The organism is Streptomyces sp. NPDC040718, from assembly GCF_055593565.1.
In genome coordinates this window covers 388573-411112 of the sequence record NZ_JBVIXO010000005.1, presented here as the reverse complement: position 1 = coordinate 411112, position 22540 = coordinate 388573, and the positions used below count along the sequence as shown (strand labels likewise).

General features: G+C 75.0%; 22 protein-coding genes and 1 riboswitch. Of the genes, 12 read left to right on the top strand and 10 right to left on the bottom strand.

Going from position 1 to position 22540, the window contains the following annotated elements; genetic code table 11:
* The first annotated feature begins 17 nt into the window (after window positions 1-17).
* Window positions 18-548 carry a GNAT family N-acetyltransferase gene (locus ACZ597_RS16030; protein WP_471329718.1) on the top strand — a complete coding sequence of 177 codons (531 nt, stop codon included), beginning with the start codon at window positions 18-20 and terminating at the stop codon, window positions 546-548.
* Window positions 549-643: 95 nt separating this feature from the next.
* Window positions 644-2617 (top strand): DUF5107 domain-containing protein, encoded by a 1974-nt coding sequence (locus ACZ597_RS16025; protein WP_471329715.1) that lies wholly within the window; start codon window positions 644-646, stop codon window positions 2615-2617.
* Between the two features lie 16 nt (window positions 2618-2633).
* Here the strand turns inward: ACZ597_RS16025 and ACZ597_RS16020 are convergent, their stop codons facing one another.
* Entirely contained in the window at window positions 2634-3473 is an 840-nt protein-coding gene (locus tag ACZ597_RS16020) for a methyltransferase domain-containing protein (protein ID WP_471330129.1), read from the bottom strand.
* A 204-nt stretch (window positions 3474-3677) separates the two neighbouring features.
* Here ACZ597_RS16020 and ACZ597_RS16015 point away from each other — a divergent pair, with 204 nt between their 5' ends.
* The 3 genes from ACZ597_RS16015 to ACZ597_RS16005 all read left to right on the top strand — a co-directional run bounded on the left by ACZ597_RS16015 (window position 3678) and on the right by ACZ597_RS16005 (window position 6903).
* Window positions 3678-4250 (top strand): TIGR03086 family metal-binding protein, encoded by a 573-nt coding sequence (locus ACZ597_RS16015; RefSeq protein ID WP_471329712.1) that lies wholly within the window; start codon window positions 3678-3680, stop codon window positions 4248-4250.
* Window positions 4251-4374: 124 nt separating this feature from the next.
* Window positions 4375-5619 (top strand): aminotransferase class I/II-fold pyridoxal phosphate-dependent enzyme, encoded by a 1245-nt coding sequence (locus tag ACZ597_RS16010; RefSeq protein WP_471329709.1) that lies wholly within the window; start codon window positions 4375-4377, stop codon window positions 5617-5619.
* 45 nt (window positions 5620-5664) lie between these two features.
* The gene (locus tag ACZ597_RS16005) at window positions 5665-6903 is read left to right on the top strand and encodes an MBL fold metallo-hydrolase (protein ID WP_471329707.1); all 1239 of its coding nucleotides are present in this window, start codon (window positions 5665-5667) and stop codon (window positions 6901-6903) included.
* On the opposite strand, the gene ACZ597_RS16000 is transcribed toward ACZ597_RS16005, so the two are convergent.
* The 4 genes from ACZ597_RS16000 to ACZ597_RS15985 all read right to left on the bottom strand — a co-directional run bounded on the left by ACZ597_RS16000 (window position 6900) and on the right by ACZ597_RS15985 (window position 9410).
* On the bottom strand, window positions 6900-7592 hold the full coding sequence (locus ACZ597_RS16000; RefSeq protein WP_471329704.1) for a helix-turn-helix domain-containing protein: 693 nt from the start codon (window positions 7590-7592) through the stop codon (window positions 6900-6902). The two genes, ACZ597_RS16005 and ACZ597_RS16000, sit on opposite strands and share 4 nt — an antisense overlap.
* A 71-nt stretch (window positions 7593-7663) precedes the next feature.
* Window positions 7664-7999: a MazG-like family protein gene (locus ACZ597_RS15995; RefSeq protein ID WP_471329701.1), complete on the bottom strand. Its 336-nt coding sequence runs from the start codon at window positions 7997-7999 to the stop codon at window positions 7664-7666.
* The gene (locus ACZ597_RS15990) at window positions 7996-8637 is read right to left on the bottom strand and encodes a DedA family protein (protein WP_471329698.1); all 642 of its coding nucleotides are present in this window, start codon (window positions 8635-8637) and stop codon (window positions 7996-7998) included. Before ACZ597_RS15990 ends, ACZ597_RS15995 begins: the two co-directional genes overlap by 4 nt.
* Window positions 8634-9410, bottom strand: coding sequence for an MBL fold metallo-hydrolase (locus ACZ597_RS15985; protein WP_471329695.1), 777 nt, complete (start codon window positions 9408-9410; stop codon window positions 8634-8636). Before ACZ597_RS15985 ends, ACZ597_RS15990 begins: the two co-directional genes overlap by 4 nt.
* Before the next feature lie 119 nt (window positions 9411-9529).
* On the opposite strand from ACZ597_RS15985, the gene ACZ597_RS15980 reads away from it, so the two are divergent.
* The 4 genes from ACZ597_RS15980 (at window position 9530) to ACZ597_RS15965 (ending at window position 14152) form a co-directional block, all read left to right on the top strand.
* Window positions 9530-9934: a hypothetical protein gene (locus ACZ597_RS15980; protein WP_471329692.1), complete on the top strand. Its 405-nt coding sequence runs from the start codon at window positions 9530-9532 to the stop codon at window positions 9932-9934.
* A 205-nt stretch (window positions 9935-10139) separates the two neighbouring features.
* Window positions 10140-12203, top strand: coding sequence for a phage holin family protein (locus ACZ597_RS15975; protein ID WP_471330126.1), 2064 nt, complete (start codon window positions 10140-10142; stop codon window positions 12201-12203).
* A 75-nt stretch (window positions 12204-12278) separates the two neighbouring features.
* Window positions 12279-13670, top strand: coding sequence for an amino acid permease (locus ACZ597_RS15970; RefSeq protein WP_471329689.1), 1392 nt, complete (start codon window positions 12279-12281; stop codon window positions 13668-13670).
* 41 nt (window positions 13671-13711) lie between these two features.
* Entirely contained in the window at window positions 13712-14152 is a 441-nt protein-coding gene (locus tag ACZ597_RS15965) for an SRPBCC family protein (RefSeq protein ID WP_471329686.1), read from the top strand.
* Window positions 14153-14235: 83 nt separating this feature from the next.
* On the opposite strand, the gene ACZ597_RS15960 is transcribed toward ACZ597_RS15965, so the two are convergent.
* Window positions 14236-15822 carry an RNA polymerase sigma factor gene (locus ACZ597_RS15960; protein ID WP_471329683.1) on the bottom strand — a complete coding sequence of 529 codons (1587 nt, stop codon included), beginning with the start codon at window positions 15820-15822 and terminating at the stop codon, window positions 14236-14238.
* Window positions 15823-16036: 214 nt separating this feature from the next.
* Entirely contained in the window at window positions 16037-16798 is a 762-nt protein-coding gene (locus ACZ597_RS15955; protein ID WP_471329680.1) for a methyltransferase domain-containing protein, read from the bottom strand.
* A gap of 57 nt (window positions 16799-16855) precedes the next feature.
* A riboswitch (ZMP/ZTP riboswitch) is annotated at window positions 16856-16958 on the top strand.
* A 60-nt stretch (window positions 16959-17018) separates the two neighbouring features.
* Here ACZ597_RS15955 and ACZ597_RS15950 point away from each other — a divergent pair.
* Both ACZ597_RS15950 and ACZ597_RS15945 read left to right on the top strand, forming a co-directional pair.
* Entirely contained in the window at window positions 17019-17864 is an 846-nt protein-coding gene (locus tag ACZ597_RS15950; RefSeq protein WP_125824245.1) for a bifunctional 5,10-methylenetetrahydrofolate dehydrogenase/5,10-methenyltetrahydrofolate cyclohydrolase, read from the top strand.
* A 60-nt stretch (window positions 17865-17924) separates the two neighbouring features.
* Complete coding sequence (locus tag ACZ597_RS15945) at window positions 17925-19172, top strand: NADH:flavin oxidoreductase/NADH oxidase family protein (protein ID WP_471329677.1); 1248 nt, start codon at window positions 17925-17927, stop codon at window positions 19170-19172.
* Here the strand turns inward: ACZ597_RS15945 and ACZ597_RS15940 are convergent.
* Window positions 19169-20359, bottom strand: a complete 1191-nt coding sequence (locus ACZ597_RS15940; protein WP_471329674.1) for an MAB_1171c family putative transporter — start codon at window positions 20357-20359, stop codon at window positions 19169-19171. The two genes, ACZ597_RS15945 and ACZ597_RS15940, sit on opposite strands and share 4 nt — an antisense overlap.
* Window positions 20360-20462: 103 nt before the next feature.
* A complete protein-coding gene (locus ACZ597_RS15935; protein ID WP_471329671.1) occupies window positions 20463-21026 on the bottom strand; it encodes a toxin-antitoxin system, toxin component in 564 nt (187 codons plus the stop codon).
* A gap of 284 nt (window positions 21027-21310) precedes the next feature.
* On the opposite strand from ACZ597_RS15935, the gene ACZ597_RS15930 reads away from it, so the two are divergent.
* Window positions 21311-21742 carry a hypothetical protein gene (locus ACZ597_RS15930; protein ID WP_471329669.1) on the top strand — a complete coding sequence of 144 codons (432 nt, stop codon included), beginning with the start codon at window positions 21311-21313 and terminating at the stop codon, window positions 21740-21742.
* Here the strand turns inward: ACZ597_RS15930 and ACZ597_RS15925 are convergent.
* A complete protein-coding gene (locus ACZ597_RS15925) occupies window positions 21728-22531 on the bottom strand; it encodes a helix-turn-helix domain-containing protein (protein WP_471329666.1) in 804 nt (267 codons plus the stop codon). The two genes, ACZ597_RS15930 and ACZ597_RS15925, sit on opposite strands and share 15 nt — an antisense overlap.
* Window positions 22532-22540: the final 9 nt, after the last annotated feature.

The window sequence follows — 22540 nt, the reverse complement described above, 5'->3', positions numbered from 1 at the left end:
GTGCCTAACCTGGGGCGATGCCATATACCGCTGAGTACGTCAGTACGGGCGCCCGGGTCGGTCTGCGCTCCTTCCGCGCCGCCGACGGCCCCGAGTTCACCGCGCGGGTGCGCGAGAGCCGCGAGCTGCACCGGCCCTGGCTGTTCCCGCCCGCGACCCTGGAGGAGTACGAGCCCTACGCGGCCGCCCGGAGCGCCGGGGGCGGGTTCCTCGTCTGCGAGCTGGCCACGGGGGACATCGCCGGGTTCGTCAACGTCAACAACATCGTCCGCGGCGCCTTCCAGTGCGGGGCGCTGGGCTACGGGGCCTTCGCGCACGCCGCCGGGCGCGGGCTGTTCGGCGAGGGCTTCGACCTGCTGCTGGCGCACGCCTTCGGAGAGGGTCTCGGCCTGCACCGCCTGGAGGCGAACATCCAGCCGGGCAACGCCGCGTCGATCTCCCTGGTCCGCGGGCGGGGCTTCCGCCTGGAGGGGCTCTCGCCGGAGTTCCTCTACATCGACGGGGCCTGGCGCGACCACGAACGCTGGGCCCTGACCGTCCCCTCCTGACGCGCCGCCCCCGTTTCCTGGCTTTGCGTAATCCTGACCGGTGGTGATGTGCGGAACCCCTGTGCACGGGCCGCACGCGAGTGTTCCATTTCCCCATGGCCACCACAGTCCGACGTGCCCAGCTGACCCTCCCCGCCGCCCCCTTGGGCTCCGACAACCCGCTGCCCGCGCTGCGCGCCCCCGACGGGGTGCACGAACTGGACGGCCGTTCGCGCCAGGGGCTGCCGCGCGACATGGCGCGCCAGATCGGCTACGAGCCGCTGCGCTCCCTGCTGCCCGTCCGGATCCGCGACGGGTACGGACGGCGGCGCGCGGAGCGGCAGTTCGAGGCGGTCGTCATCGAGAACGGGCGGCTGCGCGTCACCGTGCTGCCCGGGCTCGGCGGGCGGATCCACTCGCTCGTCCACCTTCCGACCGGCCGCGAACTCCTCTACCGCAACCCGGTGTTCCAGCCCGCCGACTTCGCGCTCAACGGGGCCTGGTTCTCCGGCGGCATCGAGTGGAACATCGGCGCCACCGGGCACACCGCCCTGTCCTGCGCCCCCTTGCACGCCGCGCTCGTGCCGGCGCCCGACGGGGACGTGATGGTGCGGCTGTGGGAGTGGGAGCGGCTGCGCGACCTGCCCTTCCAGGTGGACCTGTGGCTGCCCGCGGACTCCGACTTCCTGTACGTCGGCGTGCGCGTGCGCAACCCGCACGAGCGGCCCGCCCCCGTGTACTGGTGGCCCAACACCGCCGTCCCCGAGGGCGCCGGCACCCGCGTCCTGGCGCCCGCCGAGGAGGCCTGGCACTTCGGCTACGAGCGGGCGCTGAGGCGGATCCCCGTGCCCGAGTGGGAGGGCGCCGACCGGACGTACCCGCTGGGCAGTACGTATCCCGCCGACTTCTTCTACGAGGTCCTCGGCGAGGACGCCGACCGCCCCTGGATCGCAGCCCTCGACGCCGACGGGCACGGCCTGGTGCAGGCCTCCACCGGGCGGCTGCGCGGGCGCAAGCTGTTCGTGTGGGGCGCGGGTCCCGGCGGCCGGCGCTGGCAGGAGTGGCTGACGGAGCCCGGTACGGGCGGCTACGCCGAGATCCAGGCGGGGCTGGCCCGGACCCAGCTGGAGCACGTTCGGCTGGACGCCGGGGCGGAGTTCAGCTGGCTGGAGGCGTACGGGCCGCTGTCGGCGGAGCCCTCGGCGGTGCACGGGGCCGACTGGGGGGCGGCGCGCGGGGCCGCCTCGGCGGCGCTCGGCGCCGCACTGCCGGCCGGGACCCTGGACGCGGCGTACAAGGCGTGGCGCGGGCACGCCGACACCGAACCGGGGGAGCGGCTGGCGGACGGCTCGGGCTGGGGCGCCCTGGAGGTGCTGTGCGGGGGCTTCGAGCTGCCCGGCACCCCCTTCCCGGAATCCACCCTGGAGGAGGAGCAGGAGCCCTGGCTGGAGCTGTGGCGGACCGGGGTCTTCCCGGCCCCGGCCGCCGACGCCCCGCCCGGCCCGGGCCTGGTCGCCGCGCACTGGCGGGACATGCTGGAGACCGCCCCGGCGGACCCGCTGACCGAGTACCACCTCGGGGTGGCCCAGTGGCACGCCGGCGACGTCGCCCAGGCGGTGCGCAGCTGGGAGCGCGGGCTGGCGCAGGCGCCCTCGCGCTGGCCGCTGCTGCGCTGCCTGGCGGCGGCCGACGCGCTGGACGGGAACACCGGGCGGGCCGCCGACCGCTACGCGGCGGCCTTCGAGGGCCTGGCGGGGGAGAGCCGGGGCGGTGCGCCGTGGGCGGCGGCCGAGGCCGCCCTGGGGCGGGAGGCGATGACCGCCCTGCTCGCGGCGGGGCGCCTGGCGCAGGCGCGGGCCGTCTGGGACCGGCTGCGCCCGTCACTGCGCGAGCAGGGCCGCTTCCGGCTGCTGGCCGCCCGGCTGCTGGCGGCCGAGGGGCACGTGGGCGCGGCCCGGCGGGTCTTCGAGGACGGCTTCGAGATCGCCGACCTGCGGGAGGGGGAGGAGACCCTGTCCGAGGTGTGGGCCGCCCTGACGGACCGGCCCCTGCCCCCGGAGTACGACTTCCGGATGCGCCCGCCGCGGTGAGGCGGGCGCGGCCCGGTCAGGCACGGCACAGCAGTTCGCCGTTCAGGACCGAGAACCATGCGTCGGGGGCCTTCCCCCAGGCGTGCCAGGCTTCGGCGACGGCGGCCAGCCCCTCCGGGGTGGCGTGGCCGCCCTCCGTCGCGACGGAGGCGTAGGAGGAGGCGGTGGTGCGGTCCGCCCACAGCGAAGACCACCAGGAGACCTCCTCCGGCGTCGCGTAGCACCAGGCCGTCGCCGAGGCCGCCACGTCGGTGAAGCCGGCCTCCCGCGCCCAGGACAGCAGCCTGCGCCCGGCGTCCGGTTCGCCGCCGTTGGCCCGGGCGACCCGCCGGTACAGGCTCTGCCACTCCTCCAGGCCCGGCGTCGCCGGGTACCAGGTCATCGCCGCGTAGTCGGCGTCCCGTACCGCCACGATCCCGCCGGGCCGGCACACCCGGCGCATCTCCCGCAGGGCCTGCACCGGGTCGCCGACGTGCTGCAGCACCTGGTGGGCGTGGACCACGTCGAAGGAGTCGTCCGGGAAACGCAGCGCGTGGACGTCGGCCGCGGCGAAGTCGACCGCCCCCGACAGCCCGCGCTCGGCGGCGTACGCGGCCGCCTGCTCCAGTACGTCCGCCGCCGCGTCGACCGCGGTGACGTGGCCGCCGGGGGCCACCAGCTCCGCCAGGTCCGCCGTGATGGTGCCCGGGCCGCAGCCCACGTCCAGCACCCGCATGCCGGGGCGCAGTTCGCCGATCAGGTACGCGGCCGAGTTGGCGGCGGTGCGCCAGCGGTGCGAGCGCAGTACCGACTCGTGATGGCCGTGGGTGTACAGGGCGGTCTCGTGGGCGTCGTGTGTCCCGGGGGCGGCGTTCATGGCGGACTCCTCGTCGTCGAAGGTCGTCGAAGGCGTTGTGATCACCGTAGGCGATCCGCTCGGGATTCGAGATGCGCGTTTTGACATGTGGACAACATCCTTGCAGGGCAAGGGGGTCGGCCGGGTCGGTGGCAGGGCTGTACGGGGGCGAGGAGAGTGGGCCCCAGGGGGCGGCGCACCTCGGGGCGAAGGACGGTGAGACCCATGCCCGAGACGCTGCTGGAATGGCACGCCGCCGCGCTGCGGCTCTTCGGTGAGCGCGTGCGGGCCGTAGGGGCATCCCAGTGGGACGCGGCCACCCCCTGCACCGAGTGGACCGTGCGGGACCTGGTCAACCACGTCACCGGCGAGCAGCTGTGGATCCCGCCGCTCGTCACCGAGGGGCGCACGGTGGCGGAGGTCGGCGACGAGCTCTCCGGCGACCTGCTGGGCGAGGACCCGCCCGCCGCCTGGGACCGGGCCGCGGCCGCCGGGCACGCGGCCTTCGCCGCGCCCGGCGCGCTGGAGCGGACCGTCGCGCTCTCGTACGGGCCCACGCGCGGATCGGCGTACTGCTCGGAGCTGACGGCGGACTGCGTCGTGCACGCCTGGGACCTCTCGCGGGCCATCGGCGCGGACGACCGGCTGCCCGCCGACCTCGTCGAGTTCTCCATCAAGGAGGTCATGCCGTACGCCGACGGCCTCGCCGCGAGCGGGATGTACGCGGAGCCGCTGGAAGTGCCGGCCGGCGCGGACGCGCAGACCCGGTTGCTGGCCCTCCTGGGGAGGAAGGGCTGAGGAGGGGGACGGCGGGCCGCCGCAGCCGCTGTTGACGGGCGTATCCGTGTAAATAATCGTATAAAGGGCAGATCTATCGGTGGCGCCGGCGGAAGGCGGGCACGTGTCGGGGATGGCCGAAGGCATGACGGAAGGGCTCGCCGGGCTCTGGCGCCGCCCGTCACCGGAGGGGCGCGGCCCCGTCAGATACGGTCCCCCCGCCCCCGAACCCGGCCTGCCGGTCCTGCCCGAGCTGACCTCCGTGCTCGCCGCCGCCGCGGACCGCGCCGCCCCCGAACCCCCCGGTGGAGGGCAGCACCTGCGCGAGGCCGCCTGCCGCCACTGGGCCCGGCGCGGGCTCACCACCGCCCCCGAGAACGTGGCCGCCGGACCCGGCGCGCCCGCCCTGCTGCTCGCGCTGCTCGGCGCGTACGGCGGCGACGTGCTGCTGCCCCGGCCGTGTCCCGCCTGGTGGACCCCGCAGGTCCGGCTGCTGGGACGACGGGCCTACCACGTCCCCACCCCGGCGGAGTGCGGCGGCGTACCCGACCCGTACGCCCTGCTGGAGACCGTGCGGCGGGTCCGCGCCGAGGGCGGCGACCCGCGCGTACTGCTGCTGTCGGTCGCCGACGACCCGACCGCGACCGTGCCGCCGCCCGAGATGGTGCGCGAGGCCTGCGAGGCGGCCGAGGACACCGGGCTGTTCGTGGTCAGCGACGAGAGCTGGCGCGACACCGTGCACCGCCCGCACGACACCCTGGTGCTGAGCCCCGCCGAGATGCTCCCCGAGCGGGCCGCCGTCCTCGTGGACCTCGCCGGAGCCCTGCTGCCGGGCGGCTGGCCCGCCGCCGTGGTCCGCTTCCCCGACACCCCGAGCGGCACCTGGCTGCGCGCCCGCACCCTCGACGTCCTCACCGCCACCGGCGCCCTGGTCGCGGGACCCGTCGCGGTGGCCGCCGCGCACGCCCTCGACGAACCCGACGCCGTCGCCGGACGCGCCTACGCGGCCGCCGCCCTGCACGGCACGGTCGCCGCCGCCGCGCACCGGGTACTGCTGGCCGCGGGCGCCCTCGCCCGGCCCCCGCAGGCCGGCCGGCACCTCTACGCCGACCTCACCCCGCTGCGGGCGGGCCTCGCCCGGCACGGGGTCGGGGACGCGATGGAACTGGAGGACTGGCTCGGGGCCCGGCTGGGCACGGCCACACCCGGCGGACAGCGCTTCGCCGACGAACTCGGCGCGCCGCGCGTACGGCTGTCGACCGGACCGCTGCTGGGGGCCACCCCGCAGGAACGGCTCGCCGCGCTCGGCGCCCCCGACCCGCTGACGCTGCCGCAGGTCCGGGGAGCGCTCGACCGGCTCGGGTCGGTGCTCGCCGGACTGGCCGACTGACGTGCCGCCCGCGCCGGCAGGCCGCCGCCGAACGGAGACTTCGCGATGAGGGACCAGCCGGACGCCCCCGTGACCACCGCCCCGCCGGGTGGCGGCCCCGGGGGCGCCGCCACCGCGCTGCCGGGGCACCCGGCCGGGTGCCCGCCGGCCCCGCCCGCGCCCGCCGGCTCCCCACCGGACCCCGCGCCCGCGCCGGCCGCGCACACCGCGCCGCCCGAGCCGGCCCCCGCGCCCGTGCCCGTGCCCGTGCCTCCCGCTCCCGACTCGGCTCCCGCGCCCGCACTCGTGCCTCCCGCTCCCGACTCGGCCCCCGCGCCCGCGCCCGCCGCGCCCCGCCCGCTCGGCGAACACCGGCTCTGGCCGCGCTCGTTCGCGGACCGGCTGACCACCCCGCTGCCCGGGCTGCGGGCCTTCGCCCGGCTGGCCCGCGAGGGCGCCTTCCGTCCCGGTGCGGAGGGCCTGAGCGGGATCCCCGACCTGCCGTACGAGCCCGCCCCGCTGCCCGCGGTGCCCCCGGGCGCGGTGTGCGCGACCTGGGCCGGGCACGCCAGCTGGGTGCTCCGGACCGGCGGCCTGACGGTGCTCACGGACCCCGTGTGGTCCCGGCGGATCCTGGGCACCCCGGCGCGGGTGACACCCGTCGGGGTGCCGTGGGAGGAACTGCCGCCCGTGGACGCGGTGGTGATCAGCCACAACCACTACGACCACCTCGACGCCCCCACCCTGCGGCGGCTGCCGCGCGACACCCCGCTCTTCGTCCCGGCCGGACTCGCCCGCTGGTGCCGCCGCCGGGGCTTCACCCGGGTCACGGAGCTCGACTGGTGGGAGTCGGCCGAACTGGGCGGCGTACGCTTCGAGTTCGTCCCGGCGCACCACTGGTCCAGGCGCTCCCTGCTGGACACCTGCCGCACGCTGTGGGGCGGCTGGGTGCTCACCGACCCGGCCCGCGGCCGGAAGGTGTACTTCGCCGGCGACACCGGCTACGGCCACTGGTTCGCGGAGATCGGCCGCCGGCACCCCGGCATCGACCTCGCCCTCCTCCCGATCGGCGCCTACGCCCCGCGCTGGTGGCTGCGCGACGTGCACGCCGACCCGGAGGAGGCCGTACGGGCCTGCCTGGACCTCGGAGCCCGCAGGATGGCCCCGATGCACTGGGCCGCCTTCGTCCTGTCGGCGGAGCCCGTCATCGAACCCGTGCGCCGCGCCCGAGCCGCCTGGGCCCGCGCCGGGCTGCCCCGCGAGGACCTCTGGGACCTGCCGATCGGCGCGTCCCGGACCTTCTAGGACCCCCTCGCCCGGTCCGCCGTCGCCTTCGGCTTCGGCTTCGGCTTCGCGACCACGTGCATGCGCTCGCCCTGCTTCCCGAAGAGGCTGAGGATCTCCACGGGCCGCCCGTCGGCACTCCCGAACCAGTGCGGGGTCCGGGTGTCCCACTCGGCGGCCTCGCCGGGGCCGAGGACCAGATCGTGCCCGGCCAGCACCAGCCGCAGACGGCCCGTCAGCACGTACAGCCACTCGTAGCCCTCGTGCGTGCGCAGGTCCGGTTCGGCGCCCCGGTCCGGGATGACCATCTTGTACGCCTGGAGCGGTCCCAGGCCCTGGGTCAGCGCCACGGACGTCCCGCCGTGCCGCATCGCGCGGGGCGTCATCCGCACCCGGGGATCGCCCACCGGAGGCGCCCCGACCAGGTCGTCCAGGGCCACCCGGTAGGCACGGGCGAGCGGGAGCAGCAGCTCCAGGCTCGGGCGCCGCTGCCCGGACTCCAGCCGGGACAGGGTGCTCTTGGAGATCCCGGTCTCCTCCGACAGCGCGGCCAGGGTGAGGCCGTGCCGGTCCCTCAGCCGCCTGAGCCGCGGGCCGACCTCGTCGAGGACGGCCCGGTGGGAGGAGGGTCCGCCGGACGGGGTCTCCGCGCGCTCGTCGGCGTGCCCGTGGGCATGGTCATGGGCGGGGTCATGGGCAGCGGCGTCCATGCGGGCATTCCACCCCACCGTCCCGGCGACGGCAACAAGGGTCGCGGACCGGCGGCGGCCGGCCCGAGGGATCAGGGCGGCGGCTCCGGCAGGAAGCGGGCCGACTTCAGCGCCAGCTGCTCCGCGAAGTAGGCCGCCGCGTCGGGCCGCATCCTGGCCAGCGCCACCATCCCGGTGATGATGACGTCGCACACCTCGTCGTGCACGTCGTCCCAGCTGTGCGAGTGCCCCTTGCGCGGGTTGCTCCCCGTCGCGCCGATCACCGCCTGCGCGGCCTCGCCGAACTCCTCGCCGATCTTCAGCACTTGGAGGACGTGGCTCTGCGGAGGGTGCACCCCGCGTGCGGCGGCGGCCGCTTCGAAGCGGGCGGCGAGGGCGCGGACCGTGTCCCAGGAGGCGGAGTTCACGGCCGGACCCTGCCCGGCCGCAGCCGCCGCCACACTCCCGGGGCCACGCTGATCAGCAGCGTCAGGCCCACCGCCAGCACCACGCCCTTCCACGGCTCGGAGAACAGCGAGCCGCCCAGGATCCCGATCAGCCCGTAGGTCGCGGCCCACGCCACGCAGGCGGGCGCGTCCCCCCGGGCGAACCGGCGCAGCGGCAGCCCGCCCAGGAGGCAGGCCAGCATCACCGGGATCCGGCCCGCCGGGACCAGCCGCGACAGCACCAGCACCAGCACCCCGTGCTCGTCGAGCCTGCGCCGCGCCCGCTCCAGCCGCTCCGGCTCGGCCCGCCCCCGCAGGGACTCCAGCCACCGCGAGCCGCCCCGCGAGCGCACCCCGCGCGACCCCAGCCAGTACAGGGCGACGTCACCGGTGAAGGCGGCCAGCGCGGCCACCGCGATGACCAGCAGCACCCCGAGGGGCAGCGACCGCTGGTGGAACGCCACCACCGCCGCCGAACTCACCAGCGCCCCCGTAGGGATCACCGGCACCAGCGCCCCCAGCGCCACCAGCACGAACAGCGCCGGATAGCCCACCGCCTGCTGCGTGGTCTCCGGCGGCACCCGGCCCACCACCTCCCCCGCCACCCGCCACGGCGTCACGGCAGCAGCACCCGCTCCCCGTGCGCGGGGACCCGTACCTCCACCTTCGGCGCGAGCTGCCCCGCCCGCCGGGCGAACTCCCCGCCCGGCGCGTGGAACTCGTGCGGCCGCACCGCGTCCATGCCGATCGGCCAGTACGTCCCGTAGTGCACCGGCACCGCCGCCGCCGGCGCCAGCTCCGCCAGGGCCCGCGCCGCCCGCTCCGCGTCCAGGTGCCCCGGCCCCAGGTACGGCCCCCAGCCCCCGACCGGCAGCAGCGCCACGTCCACCGGACCGACCTCCTCGGCCATGGTGTCGAACAGCCCGGTGTCCCCGGCGAAGTACGTGCGCGCCGCGCCCTGCACCACGTAACCCAGCGCCGGCGCCCGCTGCGGCCCGAACGGCACCCGGCGCCCGTCGTGCCGCGCGCTCACCGCCCGGACGCGCACCCCGCCCCGTACGCCGACCTCCTCGCCCGGCACCACCTCCGTCACCACCAGCCCGCGCGCCCCAGCGAGCCGCGCCAGCCCCGGCACCGCCCGTCGCGCCCCGCGCGGCACCACCAGCCGGGTGCCGGGCGCGAGCAGCGCCAGCGAGGGCAGGTGCAGGTGGTCGGCGTGCAGGTGCGAGACCAGCACCACGTCCGCCCGGGCCGCCTCGGGCGGGGGCACGGCCCCGCGCCGCCGGCGCAGGTGCGCGAGCCGCCGGGCGAACAGCGGATCGGTCAGCACCCGCACCCCGGAGTCCCGTACCGCACACGTGGCATGACCCCACCAGGTGATCTCCACCGCCACCGCGGCACCACCCCTTCCCGCTCACCTCGACCCTAGGACGTTCCCTGCCCGCCCGCGCGGAAGCAGAACCCGGCGCACCCCCTCCTCCCCGGGCCCGGATCGGAGTAGGGTCGGGCGCCATGGATGCGTTGCGCGTGGCCGCGATCGCCAGCCTGGCCCCGCTGGAGGAACTCGACGCCGACCCCTTCGCCGTGGACACCCGCGGCCAGCACGCCATGTGCGCGCGCTGGGCCGACGAGCAGGGGTACGTGGTCACCCGGCAGTTGCTCTTCTACGGGCTGCGGACCGACCACTGCGGGCTCTGGCGCGACGTGGACGCCGGACAGGTCGACCTGTTCGTCGCCCCCAACCGCCGGGTCCTGGCCCGGGCGCTGCGCTCCGTCGAGGAGTTCACCGCCGAGTGCGAGCGGCGCGGCGTACGGCTGGAGACCGCCGGACTCGAAGAGCCGGCCTACACCTCCGCCATGAAGGCCGAGGTGCACCGCCGGCTGTCCATGCCGACCGCCGGCTACGACGGCACCTGATACGCGGCCCCCGAGCCGACGGCGCCCGCCGGCCACCCGGCCGCCGCGCCCCGTACTCCCGTGCGCCACCCGTGTCACCCGGCCTCTCCCACCCCCCTGTGCGACGCTGGCAGAGGGGACCGCGGGCCGGGCGCGGGCCGGGGAGCGAGGCGGGTGCGGCGTGTGGCGGGAGCGGTTGCGCTGGCGGGCCGCCGGCGGGGCACTGGTGCGCGTGGTGCTCGTCTGGGCGGCGTCCACCCTGACCATGCTCGTGCTCGCGGGGATCCTGCCGGACTTCCGCCTCCAGTCCGCCGACGGTGCCAGCATCACCCGGATCGGGCTGACGGCGGCCTGGGGCGCCGGGGCCTTCGGCCTGCTGAGCGCTCTGGTGTGGCCGGTCCTGGTACGGGCCCTGCTGCTGGTGCCCGCCCTGGTGCTCGGACTGCTCGTCTTCTTCCTCAACGGCTCGCTGCTGCTGATGGCCCTCAGCCTGATCCCCGCCGGGCGGGGCGCGGCGGTCGCGCCCGAGACGGCGGTGGTCGTGGCCGCCGCGATGTCCGCCGTGGCCTCGGCCACCTCCACCGCGCTCGCCGTGCGCGACGACGAGGCGTACCGGCGCCGGCTGTACCGGCTCGCCGACCGGCGCCGCCGCCGCTTCGGGGCGCCCCCGGGCGGCAGCCCCGGGCTGGTCTTCATCCAGCTCGACGGGGTCGGGTACGAGGCGCTGCGCCGGGCGGCGGCCGAGGGGCTGATGCCCACCGTGGCCGGCTGGCTGGAGGACAGCCACCGCGTCATGCCCTGGCACACGGACTGGTCCAGCCAGACCGGCGCCAGCCAGCTGGGCATCCTGCACGGCTCCAACTTCGACGTCCCGGCCTTCCGCTGGTACGAGAAGGACACCGGCGAGGTGATGGTCTGCAACCGGCCCACCAGCGCCGCCGAGCTCCAGCGCCGGGCCGTCGCGCGGACCCGGGACGGCGGGCTGCTCACCCTCGACGGCGCGAGCCGGGGCAACCTGTTCGGCGGGGGCGCCGACCAGCTGGCGCTGGTGCTGTCCGTCGCGGCCCGGAGGGGCCGCGCCAACCGCTCCCGCGCGGGCTACTTCGCGTACTTCTCCGACCCGGCCAACGCCGTGCGCACCGCGCTGTCCTTCGTCGCCGAGGTGGGCCGCGAGATCGGCCAGTCGCTGCGCTCACGGCTGCGCGGGGACCGGCCCCGGGTGGCGCGGGGCGGGCTCTATCCGCTGATCAGGGCCTTCGCGACGGTGGTCGAGCGGGACGTGGTGGTCGCCGCGGTGATCGGGGACGTGCTCGCGGGCCGCGCCGCCGTCTACGCCGACCTGGTCGCCTACGACGAGGTCGCGCACCACTCGGGCCCGCGGGGCCGGGACACCGACCGGGTGCTGGCCCGGCTCGACCGGAGCCTCGCGCTGATCGCCAGGGTGGCCGAGCACGCCCCCAGGGAGTACCGCGTCGTGCTGCTGTCGGACCACGGCCAGAGCCCCGGGGAGACCTTCCTCGGCCGGTACGGGCTCAGCCTGAAGGACCTGGTCCGGGCCGGCTGCGGGCTGCCCGTCTCCCGCCGGGCCGGCCGCACCCGCAGCGGGGCCGAGGCCCGCGCGGCGGTGCTGGCGGCCCTGCACCGGCCGGTGGAGGAGGAGGCGGCGGAGGAAGCGCGTCCGGGGCCGGGCCGCCCCGGGCCGGTGGTGCTGGCATCGGGCAACCTCGGGCTGGTCTCCTTCCCCGACCTGCCGGGGAGGGCGTCGCGGGCCCGGATCGAGCGGGCGCACCCCGCGCTGCTGCCCACCCTGGCCAACCACCCGGGCGTGGGCTTCCTGCTGGTGGACGGGGAGGTGCTGGGCCCGGGCGGTGCGGTGGCGCGGCTGGACGTACCGGGGGAGGCGGAGGCGCTGCTGGCCCCCTTCGGGCCGGGCGCGGCGCGGGCCGTGCGCCGGACCGACTCCTTCCCGCACGTGGCCGACATCATGGTCAACTCGGCGTACGACCCGGAGACCGGCGCCGTGCACGCCTTCGAGGAGCAGATCGGCTCGCACGGGGGGCTGGGCGGGGAGCAGGCCCACCCCTTCCTGATGTGGCCGACCGCGCTGTCGGATCCCGGCCCGGAGCCGGTGGGCGCCGAAGCCGTGCACGCGGTGCTGCGCCGCTGGCTGCGCGAGGCGGACGGCCCCCAGGTCCCGCTGGCCGCCTCACGGGAGGATTACCGGCCGGGGGCCCCTTCGGATGGAATCCTTCCTTCCGGGGAGGTCCCCGCGCCGGACGAAACCCGGTGATTTGGCGCCCACTTCACCGTGGTCAACCATGTGTTGACCTGCCCAGCATGTGAGACACCCAGAGGCGCACCACCGATGACCAGCACCGCAGCCCCGCCCGCCGAAGTCGCAGCACCCCCTCGGGCCCCCCGCCAGGAGGACCGGCACGCCCGCCGCTTCGGCCTCCCGGTCGCCGTCTGCCTGGTCATGGGCAACGTCATCGGCGGCGGGATCTTCCTGCTCCCGGCCTCGGTCGCGCCCTTCGGCACCATCAGCCTCCTCGCCTTCGCCGTCCTGACCCTCGGCGCGATCGCCCTGGCCCTCGTCTTCGGCCGCCTCGCCGAGCGCCACCCGCAGACCGGCGGCCCGTACGTGTACGTGCGCGCCGCCTTCGGCGACTTCGCGGGCTTCCTCGCCGCGTACAGCTACTGGATGACCGCCTGGGTCTCGAACGCCGCGCTCGCCGTGGCGTCGGTCGGCTACCTCGCGGTGCTGTTCCCGGCCGTCGGGGAGCACCGGTGGTCCATGTGCCTGGCCGCCCTGGCCGTGCAGTGGCTGCCCGCCCTCTCCAACCTGGCCGGCACCCGGTACGTGGGCGCAGTCCAGGTGGTCGCGACCGTCCTGAAGCTGGTCCCGCTGCTGCTCGTGGCCGTGGGCGGACTGTTCTTCTTCGACCCGGCGAACCTCGGCCCCTTCCAGGCCACCGACCAGAGCCCCGTGGGGGCGGTCTCGGCCTCCGCCGCGATCCTGCTCTTCAGCTACATCGGCGTCGAGTCCGCCGCCGTCAGCGCGGGCGAGGTCCGCGACCCGGCGCGCAACGTCGGCCGGGCCACCGTCCTCGGCACCGTCGGCGCCGCCACCGTGTACCTGCTCGGAACCCTGGCGGTCTTCGGCCTGGTCGCCCACGAGAAGCTGGTCTCCTCCCAGGCCCCGTTCACGGACGCGGTGAACGCCATCTTCGGCGGCACCTGGGGCGGCACCCTCGTCGCCGGTGCGGCCGTGGTCTCGATGCTCGGCGCCCTCAACGGCTGGACCCTGCTCAGCGCGCAGACCCCGTACGCGGCCGCCAGGGACGGGCTCTTCCCGAAGGCCTTCGAGAAGAAGCAGCGCGGCGTCCCGGTCGTCGGTGTGGTGGTCACGGTCGTCCTGGCCTCCGCCCTCACGGTGTACAACTACACGGCGGGCTCGGCGCGCGTCTTCGAGATCCTCGTCCTGGTCACGACCTTCACCGCGACCGTCCCCTACCTGCTCTCCACCGCCGCCCAGCTCTACTTCCTGGCCTCGGGCCAGGGCGAGCGGGTCCGGCGCGGGCGGCTGGTCCGCGACGCCGTCCTCGCCGGCACGGCCTTCGCGTTCTCGATGTGGCTGGTCGCCGGGTCCGGCTACGCGGCCGTCTACCAGGGCGTGCTGTTCCTCTTCGCGGGCGTCCTCGTCTACGCGCTGATGGCCGCCCGCAAGCGCCGCGCGGCCGGTACGGCCGCGGAGTAATTTGGAAGAAAGACTGGCCAGGGGGGCTCCGAGGGGTCGCCATGTCCGCGATCAGCCATACCATCGACATCGACCGCAGGCCCGAGGACGTCTTCGCCTACGTGACGGACCCCACGCACCTGCCCGAGTGGCAGGACAGCGCCGTGGCCGCCGTCCCGATGGGCGACCTGCCCGTGCACGTCGGTTCCAGGGTCGCCATCACCCGGCAGTTCGGCAAGCGGAGGATCCCCACCACCGTGGAGTTCACCGAGCTCGACCCGCCGAGGAGCTGGCACGTCCACGGGGTCGACGGGCCGGTCCGGCCGGACGTGCAGGGCAGGATCGAGCCCCTCGACAACGGGACGCGCTCACGCGTGACGCTGTCGGTCGACTTCGAGGGCCGCGGGCTGGGCCGGGGGCTGGTCCCCCTGGTGGTGAAGCCCAGGCTCCGCAAGGAGATGCCGCGCAGCGAGGAGAAGCTCAAGCACCTGCTGGAGCACTGACCGCCGCCGCGCCGGCGGCGGGAAAACGCGGAGGCCCGCGCCTGACGGCGCGGGCCTCCGGTGTTTCCGATACCGGGACCGGATCAGTCCAGGTAGTCGCGCAGGACCTGCGAACGCGACGGGTGGCGCAGCTTCGACATGGTCTTGGACTCGATCTGGCGGATGCGCTCACGGGTGACCCCGTACACGCGGCCGATCTCGTCCAGCGTCTTCGGCTGGCCGTCGTTGAGGCCGTAGCGCATGGACACCACGCCCGCCTCACGCTCGGAGAGCGTGCCCAGGATCGACTGCAGCTGCTCCTGGAGGAAGGTGAAGGACACGGCGTCGGCCGGGACGACCGCCTCGGAGTCCTCGATGAGGTCACCGAACTCGCTGTCGCCCTCCTCACCCAGCGGGGTGTGCAGGGAGATCGGCTCGCGGCCGTACTTCTGGACCTCGATGACCTTCTCGGGGGTCATGTCGAGTTCCTTGCCCAGCTCCTCCGGGGTGGGCTCGCGTCCCAGGTCCTGGAGCATCTGGCGCTGCACACGGGCGAGCTTGTTGATGATCTCGACCATGTGCACCGGGATGCGGATGGTGCGCGACTGGTCGGCCATGGCACGCGTGATCGCCTGCCGGATCCACCAGGTCGCGTACGTGGAGAACTTGAAGCCCTTGGTGTAGTCGAACTTCTCCACCGCGCGGATCAGACCGACGTTGCCCTCCTGGATCAGGTCCAGGAAGAGCATGCCGCGGCCCGTGTAGCGCTTGGCCAGCGAGACCACGAGGCGGAGGTTGGCCTCCAGCAGGTGGTTCTTGGCCCGGCGGCCGTCCTCGACGAGGATCTCCAGCTCGCGCTTGAACGCGGGCTTGTGGTCCTCCTCCTCTTCGAGCTTGTACTCGGAGAACAGGCCCGCCTCGATGCGCTTGGCGAGCTCGACCTCCTGCTCGGCGTTGAGGAGCGGCACCTTGCCGATCAGCTTCAGGTAGTCCTTGACGGGGTCGGCGGTCGCGCCGGCCACCATGACCGTCTGCGCCGGGGCGTCGTCCTCGTCCTCGTCGGACAGGACGAAGCCCTGGCCGGCGGCCTTGGGCGCCTCCTCCTCGGTGTCCTCGGCGAGGTCCTCGACGGCCCAGTCCTCACCCTCGACGGCCGGGTTCTCGGCGTCGTCGGCGTCCTTGGCACCGGCCTTCTTCGAGGCGGCGGTCTTCTTGGTGGCCGTGGCCTTCTTGGCGGCGGCCTTCTTGACCACGCGCTTCTTCGGCTCGGCGGCGGCCTCGGCCGACACCTCCTCCGACGCGGCGGCCGACGGAGCGGATATCGCCGCGGCGGCGGCCGGGGCGGGAGCGGTGGCGGAGGCCTTGCGCGCGCCGATGGGGCGCGGCGGGGCCACCGCCTTCTTCGTCACGGTGCGGGCCGGGGCGGCAGCTGCCTTGCGGGGCTTCTTGGCAGCAGCCTTCGTGGCGGGGGCGGCGCTGACGTGGAGGGCGACACCCTCCTCGTCCAGGACCTGGTTCAGGCTGCGCAGGACCCGCTTCCACTGGTCCACCGGGATGCGGCCGGCCTCGAAGGCCTGGCGGACATCGTCACCGTTGATGTGACCCTGCTCGCGGCCGCGCTCGACGAGCGCGACCAGGGCCTCGGATTCGGCGATCTCCGGAGGGAACGTACGGGACGGGCTGAGCGACACAAGGAGCCTCTCGTTGCGAACAGATAAGGAGTGGGCGGGACATCATCGCGCGGACTCGGGAAACAGACCGAAGCGGGTCTGTATTCCGGGGCCGCGCGAGGACACCTGTCGGTTCATCGCCTGCCCGAGTCGATTCGTTACGCGCTGAATTGAGTGACCTGCGCCACGCTGTGGCCGCGCAACCGATCCGGCGGGGATCCGTCCGCACTTCAGGTCACTCCTTCTTGCGGGCCTCGATGAGGAAACGGGCGGTGTGCGCGACGAACGGACCCTCCCTCCCGATCCGTTCGTGGAGCTCGCGCAGCCGGTCGCGGTACTGTCCGACCGTGAAGCCGGGAACCATCCAGATCACCTTCCTCAAGAAGTAGATCACGGCACCGATGTCGTGGAACTCCGTACGCAGCCGCTCGGAGCGCAGGTCGGTGATCTCCAGACCGGCCCGCGCGGCGTCGGCGACCGCGTCGTCGGGGTGGCGGGCGCGCCGGACCTCCTCCGGCTGCGGGCCGAGGAAGTACTCGACGAGCTCGAAGACGCTCGCCGGACCCACCTGCTGCGACAGGTAGGTGCCGCCCGGCACCAGCACGCGGGCGATCTCGTCCCACCAGATGGTGACCGGGTGGCGGCTGGCGACGAGCTCGAAGGCCGCGTCCCCGAACGGCAGCGGCGGCTCGTCGGAGTCCGCCACCACCACCGCGCCCAGCGGGTGCAGCAGCCGGGTCGCCCTGTCGATGTTCGGCGGCCAGGACTCGGTGGCGGCCGTCAGCGGGGGCAGCGGGCCCGCTCCGGCGAGCACCTCGCCCCCGCCGGTCTGGATGTCCAGGGCCGAGCGGACGGTCGCCAGGCGCTCCCCCAGCAGCCGCTGGTAGCCCCAGGAGGGCCGCTGCTCCGTGGCCCGGCCGTCGAGCCAGGAGAAGTCCCAGCCGTCGACGGAGACGGACTCCGCCTCGGCGACGAGATGGTCGAAAGTGCGCGTCATGTCTCGATCGTCCCAGCTCGGACCCCGGTCATCCACCGGATATGTCGACTACAGTGGGCCCCGGGCCGTGACTGGCGTTCGGGTGGATCACCACCGGGGAGCGGCCCGGCGTACACCTCCACGGTCCGTACGCCGTCTGCCGCGCGCCTGGGCGAACCGCGATCCGCAGCGACGTTCAGGAGACCCCGTGACGACTGCCCCCACCGCCACCGCCCAGCTCATGGACGGCACCGCCCTCGCCCGCCGCGTGTCGGAGCGGACCGCCGCCCTCGCGGCGAAGATCACCGAGCGCACCGGCACCGCGCCCTGCCTGGCCACCGTCCTCGTCGGCGAGGACCCCGCTTCCGTGACCTACGTCAAGATGAAGCAGAACCGGTGCGCCAAGGCCGGGATCACCTCCCGCCACGTGGAGCTGCCGGCCGGGACCACCACCGAGGAGCTCGTCGCCGCGATCACCGCCCTCTCCGAGGACCCGGAGATCAGCGGCATCCTGCTCCAGCACCCCGTCCCGCACCACATCGACGAGCGCGCCGCCTTCGAGGCCATCGCCCCCGGCAAGGACGTCGACGGCGTCACCATGCACTCCTTCGCCGCCATGGGCTTCGGCCTGCCCGGCTTCGTCTCCTGCACCCCCGGCGGCATCATGCGCCTGCTGGAGGAGTACGACGTGGACCTCACCGGCAAGCACGCCGTCGTCGTCGGCCGCAGCGCGATCCTGGGCAAGCCCGCCGGGATGCTGCTGCTGGAGAAGAACGCCACCGTCACCTACTGCCACTCCCGCACCCAGGACCTGCCCTCGATCGTGCGCCAGGCGGACGTCCTGGTCGCCGCGGTCGGCAAGGCCGAGTTCATCCGGGGCGAGGACATCAAGCCCGGCGCGGTCGTCCTGGACGCCGGCTACAACGAGGGCAACGTCGGCGACGTCCACTTCGAGTCGGCCGCCGCCCGCGCCTCCCTCATCACCCCGGTCCCCGGCGGCGTCGGCCCGATGACCATCGCGGTCCTGCTGGAGCAGACCGTCCAGGCCGCCGCGGCCCAGGCCGGGCTGGACCTCGCTGAGCTCTGAGGCGATCATCTTGTGGCGCGGCCCCGCGTGACGGCCGCGCCACAAGCTTGGGGGACTCGGATGGACCTGTTCGCACCGCTCGACCTGCCGGGGGGCACCACCCTTCCCAACCGTCTCGCCAAGGCCGCCATGGAAGAGAGCCTCGCCGCCCAGCCCGGCCAGCTCCCCGACGGGCGCATGGAGCGGCTGTACGCCCGCTGGGCGCGCGGCGGCGCCGGCCTGGTCATCACCGGCAACGTGATGGTCGACCGCCGGGCCCTGACCTCCCCGGCCACCGTCGTCCTCGACGAGGACTCCCCGCTGGAGCCCTTCCGCCGCTGGGCCGCGGCCGCGACCTCGGGCGACGCCCGGGTCTGGATGCAGATCAACCACCCCGGCCGGCAGGTCGGCTCCGACATGCCCGGCACCGCCTGGGCCCCCTCCGCCGTCCCCATCCGCCTCGGCCGGCACACCAAGCGCTTCGCCCGCCCCACCGCCATGACCGAGGCCGACATCGAGGCGACGATCGCCCGGTTCGCCCTCACCGCCCGGCGGGCCGAGGAAGCGGGCTTCCACGGCGTACAGGTCCACGCCGCGCACGGCTACCTCCTCAGCCAGTTCCTCTCCCCGCTCGTCAACCGGCGCACCGACCGCTGGGGCGGCAGCCTGGACAACCGCGTCCGGATGCTCACGCAGATCCTCGCCGCCGTCCGCGACCGGGTCTCGGACGGCTTCGCGATCGGGGTGAAGCTGAACGCCGCCGACTTCCAGCGCGGCGGCTTCGACAGCGAGGAGGCCGCCCAGGTCATCAAGGCCCTCGCCGGCCTCGGCGTGGACCTGGTCGAGCTGTCCGGCGGCACCGTGGAGAGCCCCGCCAGCATGGGCCACACCACCGACCAGCGGACCCTGGAGCGGGAGGCCTACTTCCTCTCCCTCGCGGAGCGCCTGCTGGAGACCGCGGCCGTGCCGCTGATGCTGACCGGCGGCATCACCCGCCGCGACACCGCCGAGAAGGCCCTGGCCCGCGGCGTCGCCGTCGTCGGCATGGCCTCCGCCCTGGCCCTGCGCCCCGACCTGCCCGCGCGCTGGCGCGCCGGCGAGGACGTACGGGTGGCCGTGCCCCGGCTCGCCTGGCGGGACCGGAGCCTGGCCGCCGCGGGCACGCTGGCCCTCGTGCGCTTCCAGCTGGACCGGCTGGCCCGGGGGCTGGAACCCCGCGCGCGCGTCTCACCGCGCTGGATCTTCACCGCGGACTCCCTCCGGCACCGGCGCAGGGTCCGCGCGTACGGGGCGTGGCTCTCCCGCGAGCCGGCCCCCGGCACCCCCTAGCCGGCCTCCTGGCCGACCGGCAGCCCCCGGCGGGCCGCTTCCACGATCGGCGAGCTGCGGAACTCCCGGGCGAGCGCGGCCAGGGGCTGCCCGTCGAGGCGGTACGGGGCGGGTTCCGCGGAGCCGGCGCCCGGGGTGCCGGACCGTTCGGCGGCGGCCCGTGACCGGCAGGCGGCGGCGAGCATGGCCGCGTCCGCCACCACGGAGGCGCCCGCCTCGGCCAGGCCCTGGCGGCGGGCGGCCCCGTACGCTTCCGCCCGCACGGCGGGGTCGAACCAGCTCGCCAGGGCCAGCAGCCCGTCGTCGATCACCGACTCTCGGTGGATCAGCCGGATCCCGACCGGCGACCACCAGGTCAGCGGCACCCTCGCCACACTGAGGTGGGCGAATCCGCGCAGGGCCTTCCACAGCGGGCGCAGCCGCCGGTACTGGCTGAAGTCCCGCCAGGCCTCCGAGCCGCCGACCATCGGGACGATGAACCCGGTACCCACCAGCAGCGCCGCCGCCGACGCGAGCGGCGGGGCCGCGTACGTGGACAGGCCGTCCCAGTCGCGGCCGGCCCAGCGCGCCCCGACGGCGGCCCACTTCGCGACGAGGTAACCGAGGTCCAGCACCCCGCCGAGGGTCAGCAGCGCCAGCCCGGTCCGCAGCGGCCGCAGCGCGGGATCCACCCGCAGCATCCACTTCAGGCAGAGCAGGCTCAGCGCGGCGCTGCCGACGGTGTGCGCCAGCAGGTAGCAGACGATCATCTCGCGCAGCCACGGCGTGTTCGCGTAGTACGTGTCCAGGTCCCGCAGCCGCTCCACGTGCGCGTCCCCGACCACGAAGAAGACCACGATCAGCACGGTGACCGCGCTGAACACCCCCACCGTCGCCCAGGTCGCCCGCCGCAGCTGCGCCGCCGGACCCCCCGCCCAGTGCAGGATCAGCACGATGGAGGCCCCCGAGAAGGCCGTCAGCACGCCGTACACCAGCGGGGCGGCGAAGTTGACCACCCCGGTGAGCCGGTTGACCGCCGCGAGGGAGGGCGGGGGCGCCAGGAAGGTGAGCAGGCAGCCGACCACCAGCAGCGCGCACACGGCCCGCATCAGCGGCTGGTCCCAGCCCCGGCGCAGGGCCGGGGCCTTGATCAGCAGGGCCAGTACCAGCACCGATCCCGCCAGGTAGAGCGGCAGGCCGTCCTTCACCGCGGACGGCCGGGGGCGTCGGTACGGAGGACCGGGGCGGGGGTGGGGGGCATCGTGCGGTGCTTTCTCTCGGACCAGGGGGGAGTGCGCGGGCGGGACGCGGTCAGCGGTTCCAGCCCAGCGAGGACTGGATGCGCTCGATCCCGTCCGGGATCGGCTCCTGCCGGGGCGGGGGCAGGAACGCCTTCAGGATCTTGCCGAGGTGCAGGCCGAAGGTCTCGGCCCGGACCTCGGCCGGATCCTCCCGGTCGGCGCGGGCGGCCGCCTGACGGACCACCGAGTCCAGCGCGGAGTCCGCGCGCAGCAGTTCCGCGAGGCTGCCGTGCGGGCCCGTCAGGCGGGCGGCCACCGCCATACCGGGGCCGTGGCCGTCGCAGGCGCCCTCCTCGATGTGCCACAGCTCGTGGCAGGCGATCACCAGTTGGTGCTCGGGCCGGGTGCGGGCCTCCACGACGACCAGGTCGCGTTCCTCCAGCTCCAGCCACAGCCCGCTCGCGGTCTCCGGCGGGAACGGGGCGAAGCGGAACTCCACCGGCCGGCCGCCGCGACGGCGCCCGAAGGCCGCGCAGAGGCCCCCGATGATCGCGTCGGCCCCGGCCGGCGCCGTGAGCCGCGCCTCCGCCGTCAGCTCGGCGCCGAGCTTCCGCATGGTCCGTGTGGTCCTCATGGCGCTTCCCCCTCGGCGGTAAGGTCCGGGCGCGCGGCCGTCGACAAGGCGTTCGGGTCGGTGGTTCGGTGCGGTGAAGCCTAGCCGCCGCCCCCGCCCCCAACCACCGCATCCCCCACACTCGCGGCCGCGCACACCGTGCGGCAACCGCCATGACCCCCGAGGTAATCGACCACGTCCGGGGCCCGGCGGCACAGTGGGGGCATCGGGTTCCGGGGCCGCGCACTCGGCTCCGGGACCCGCCCCCACCAGCACGTACGAACCCCGATGGAGGCTGAACCGCCATGTCCGCGACCCTGCTCGGCAGCATCGCCCGCACCACCGTCCCGCAGACCGCGCTGCGCCGCTTCCTCGCCCTCGACGCCGTGGTCACCACCGGCAACGGCCTCGCCTACGCGGCCTTCTCCGCCCCGCTCGGCCGGCTCCTCGGCGTCGGCCAGACCACCCTCTTCGAACTCGGCCTCTTCCTGACCGCGTACGGCGCGGGAGTCGGCTGGCTGGCCTCGCGCCGCCGGCCGCCGATCTTCCCGGTGAGGTTCGTCATCGAGGCCAACTACGCGTGGGCCGCCCTCAGTCTGGTCTCCGTCGCCGCCTGGTTCCAGCCGACCACGGCCGGCGCGGTGTGGATCCCGGCGCAGGCCCTCGCCGTGGCATCGTTCGCGCTCCTCCAGCAGCTGGCGCTGCGCTCGGCCGGCCAGGGCTCAGGGGCCCAGTGAGCGCAGGTACTTCACCGTCGCCGGGTCGGCCGGGAGGAGCGTCTCGATGGCCAGCTCGGCGACGGTCACGTCCATCGGCGTGTTGAAGGTCGCGATCGACGACACGAAAGACAGCAGGTGCCCGTCGTGCTCGATCACCAGCGGGAGCGCGATGTACGGGACGGGCTCCTCCGGTTCGCGGTCGCCCGGCCGCTCGCCCACCGGATACGCGGACACCTCCTCGTACAGCTCGCGCAGCGGCGCGGAGCGGGCCAGCGCGATCTGCCGCCGCATCTGGGCCAGCAGGTGCCCGCGCCACTCCGCGAGGTTGCGGATGCGCGGGGCGAGGCCCTCCGGGTGGAGGGTGATCCGCATGGCGTTCAGCGGGGGCGTCAGCAGGTGCTCCGGCAGCCCGTCCAGCAGCATGGCGATGCCCCGGTTGGCGGCCACCACGTCGTACACGGCGTCGACGACCAGCGCCGGGTAGGGCTCGTAGCCGGTCAGCAGCCGCTGCATTCCCTCGCGCAGGGTCTCCATGGCCGGGTCGTCCAGCGCCGTGTGCGCGTAGCGCGGGGCGTAACCCGCCGCGAGCAGCAGTGCGTTGCGCTCCCGCACCGGCACGTCGAGCCGGTCGGCGAGCCGCAGCACCATCTCCTCGCTCGGCCGGGACCGGCCGGTCTCGATGAAGCTGATGTGGCGGGACGAGGAGTCGGCGCGGCCCGCCAGTTCCAGCTGGCTGATCCCGCGCCGCTCCCGCCAGGCCCGGAGCAGGGCGCCGACCGTGGGCACCGAGGAGGTCGTGGTGGTCATGGCCGCGAC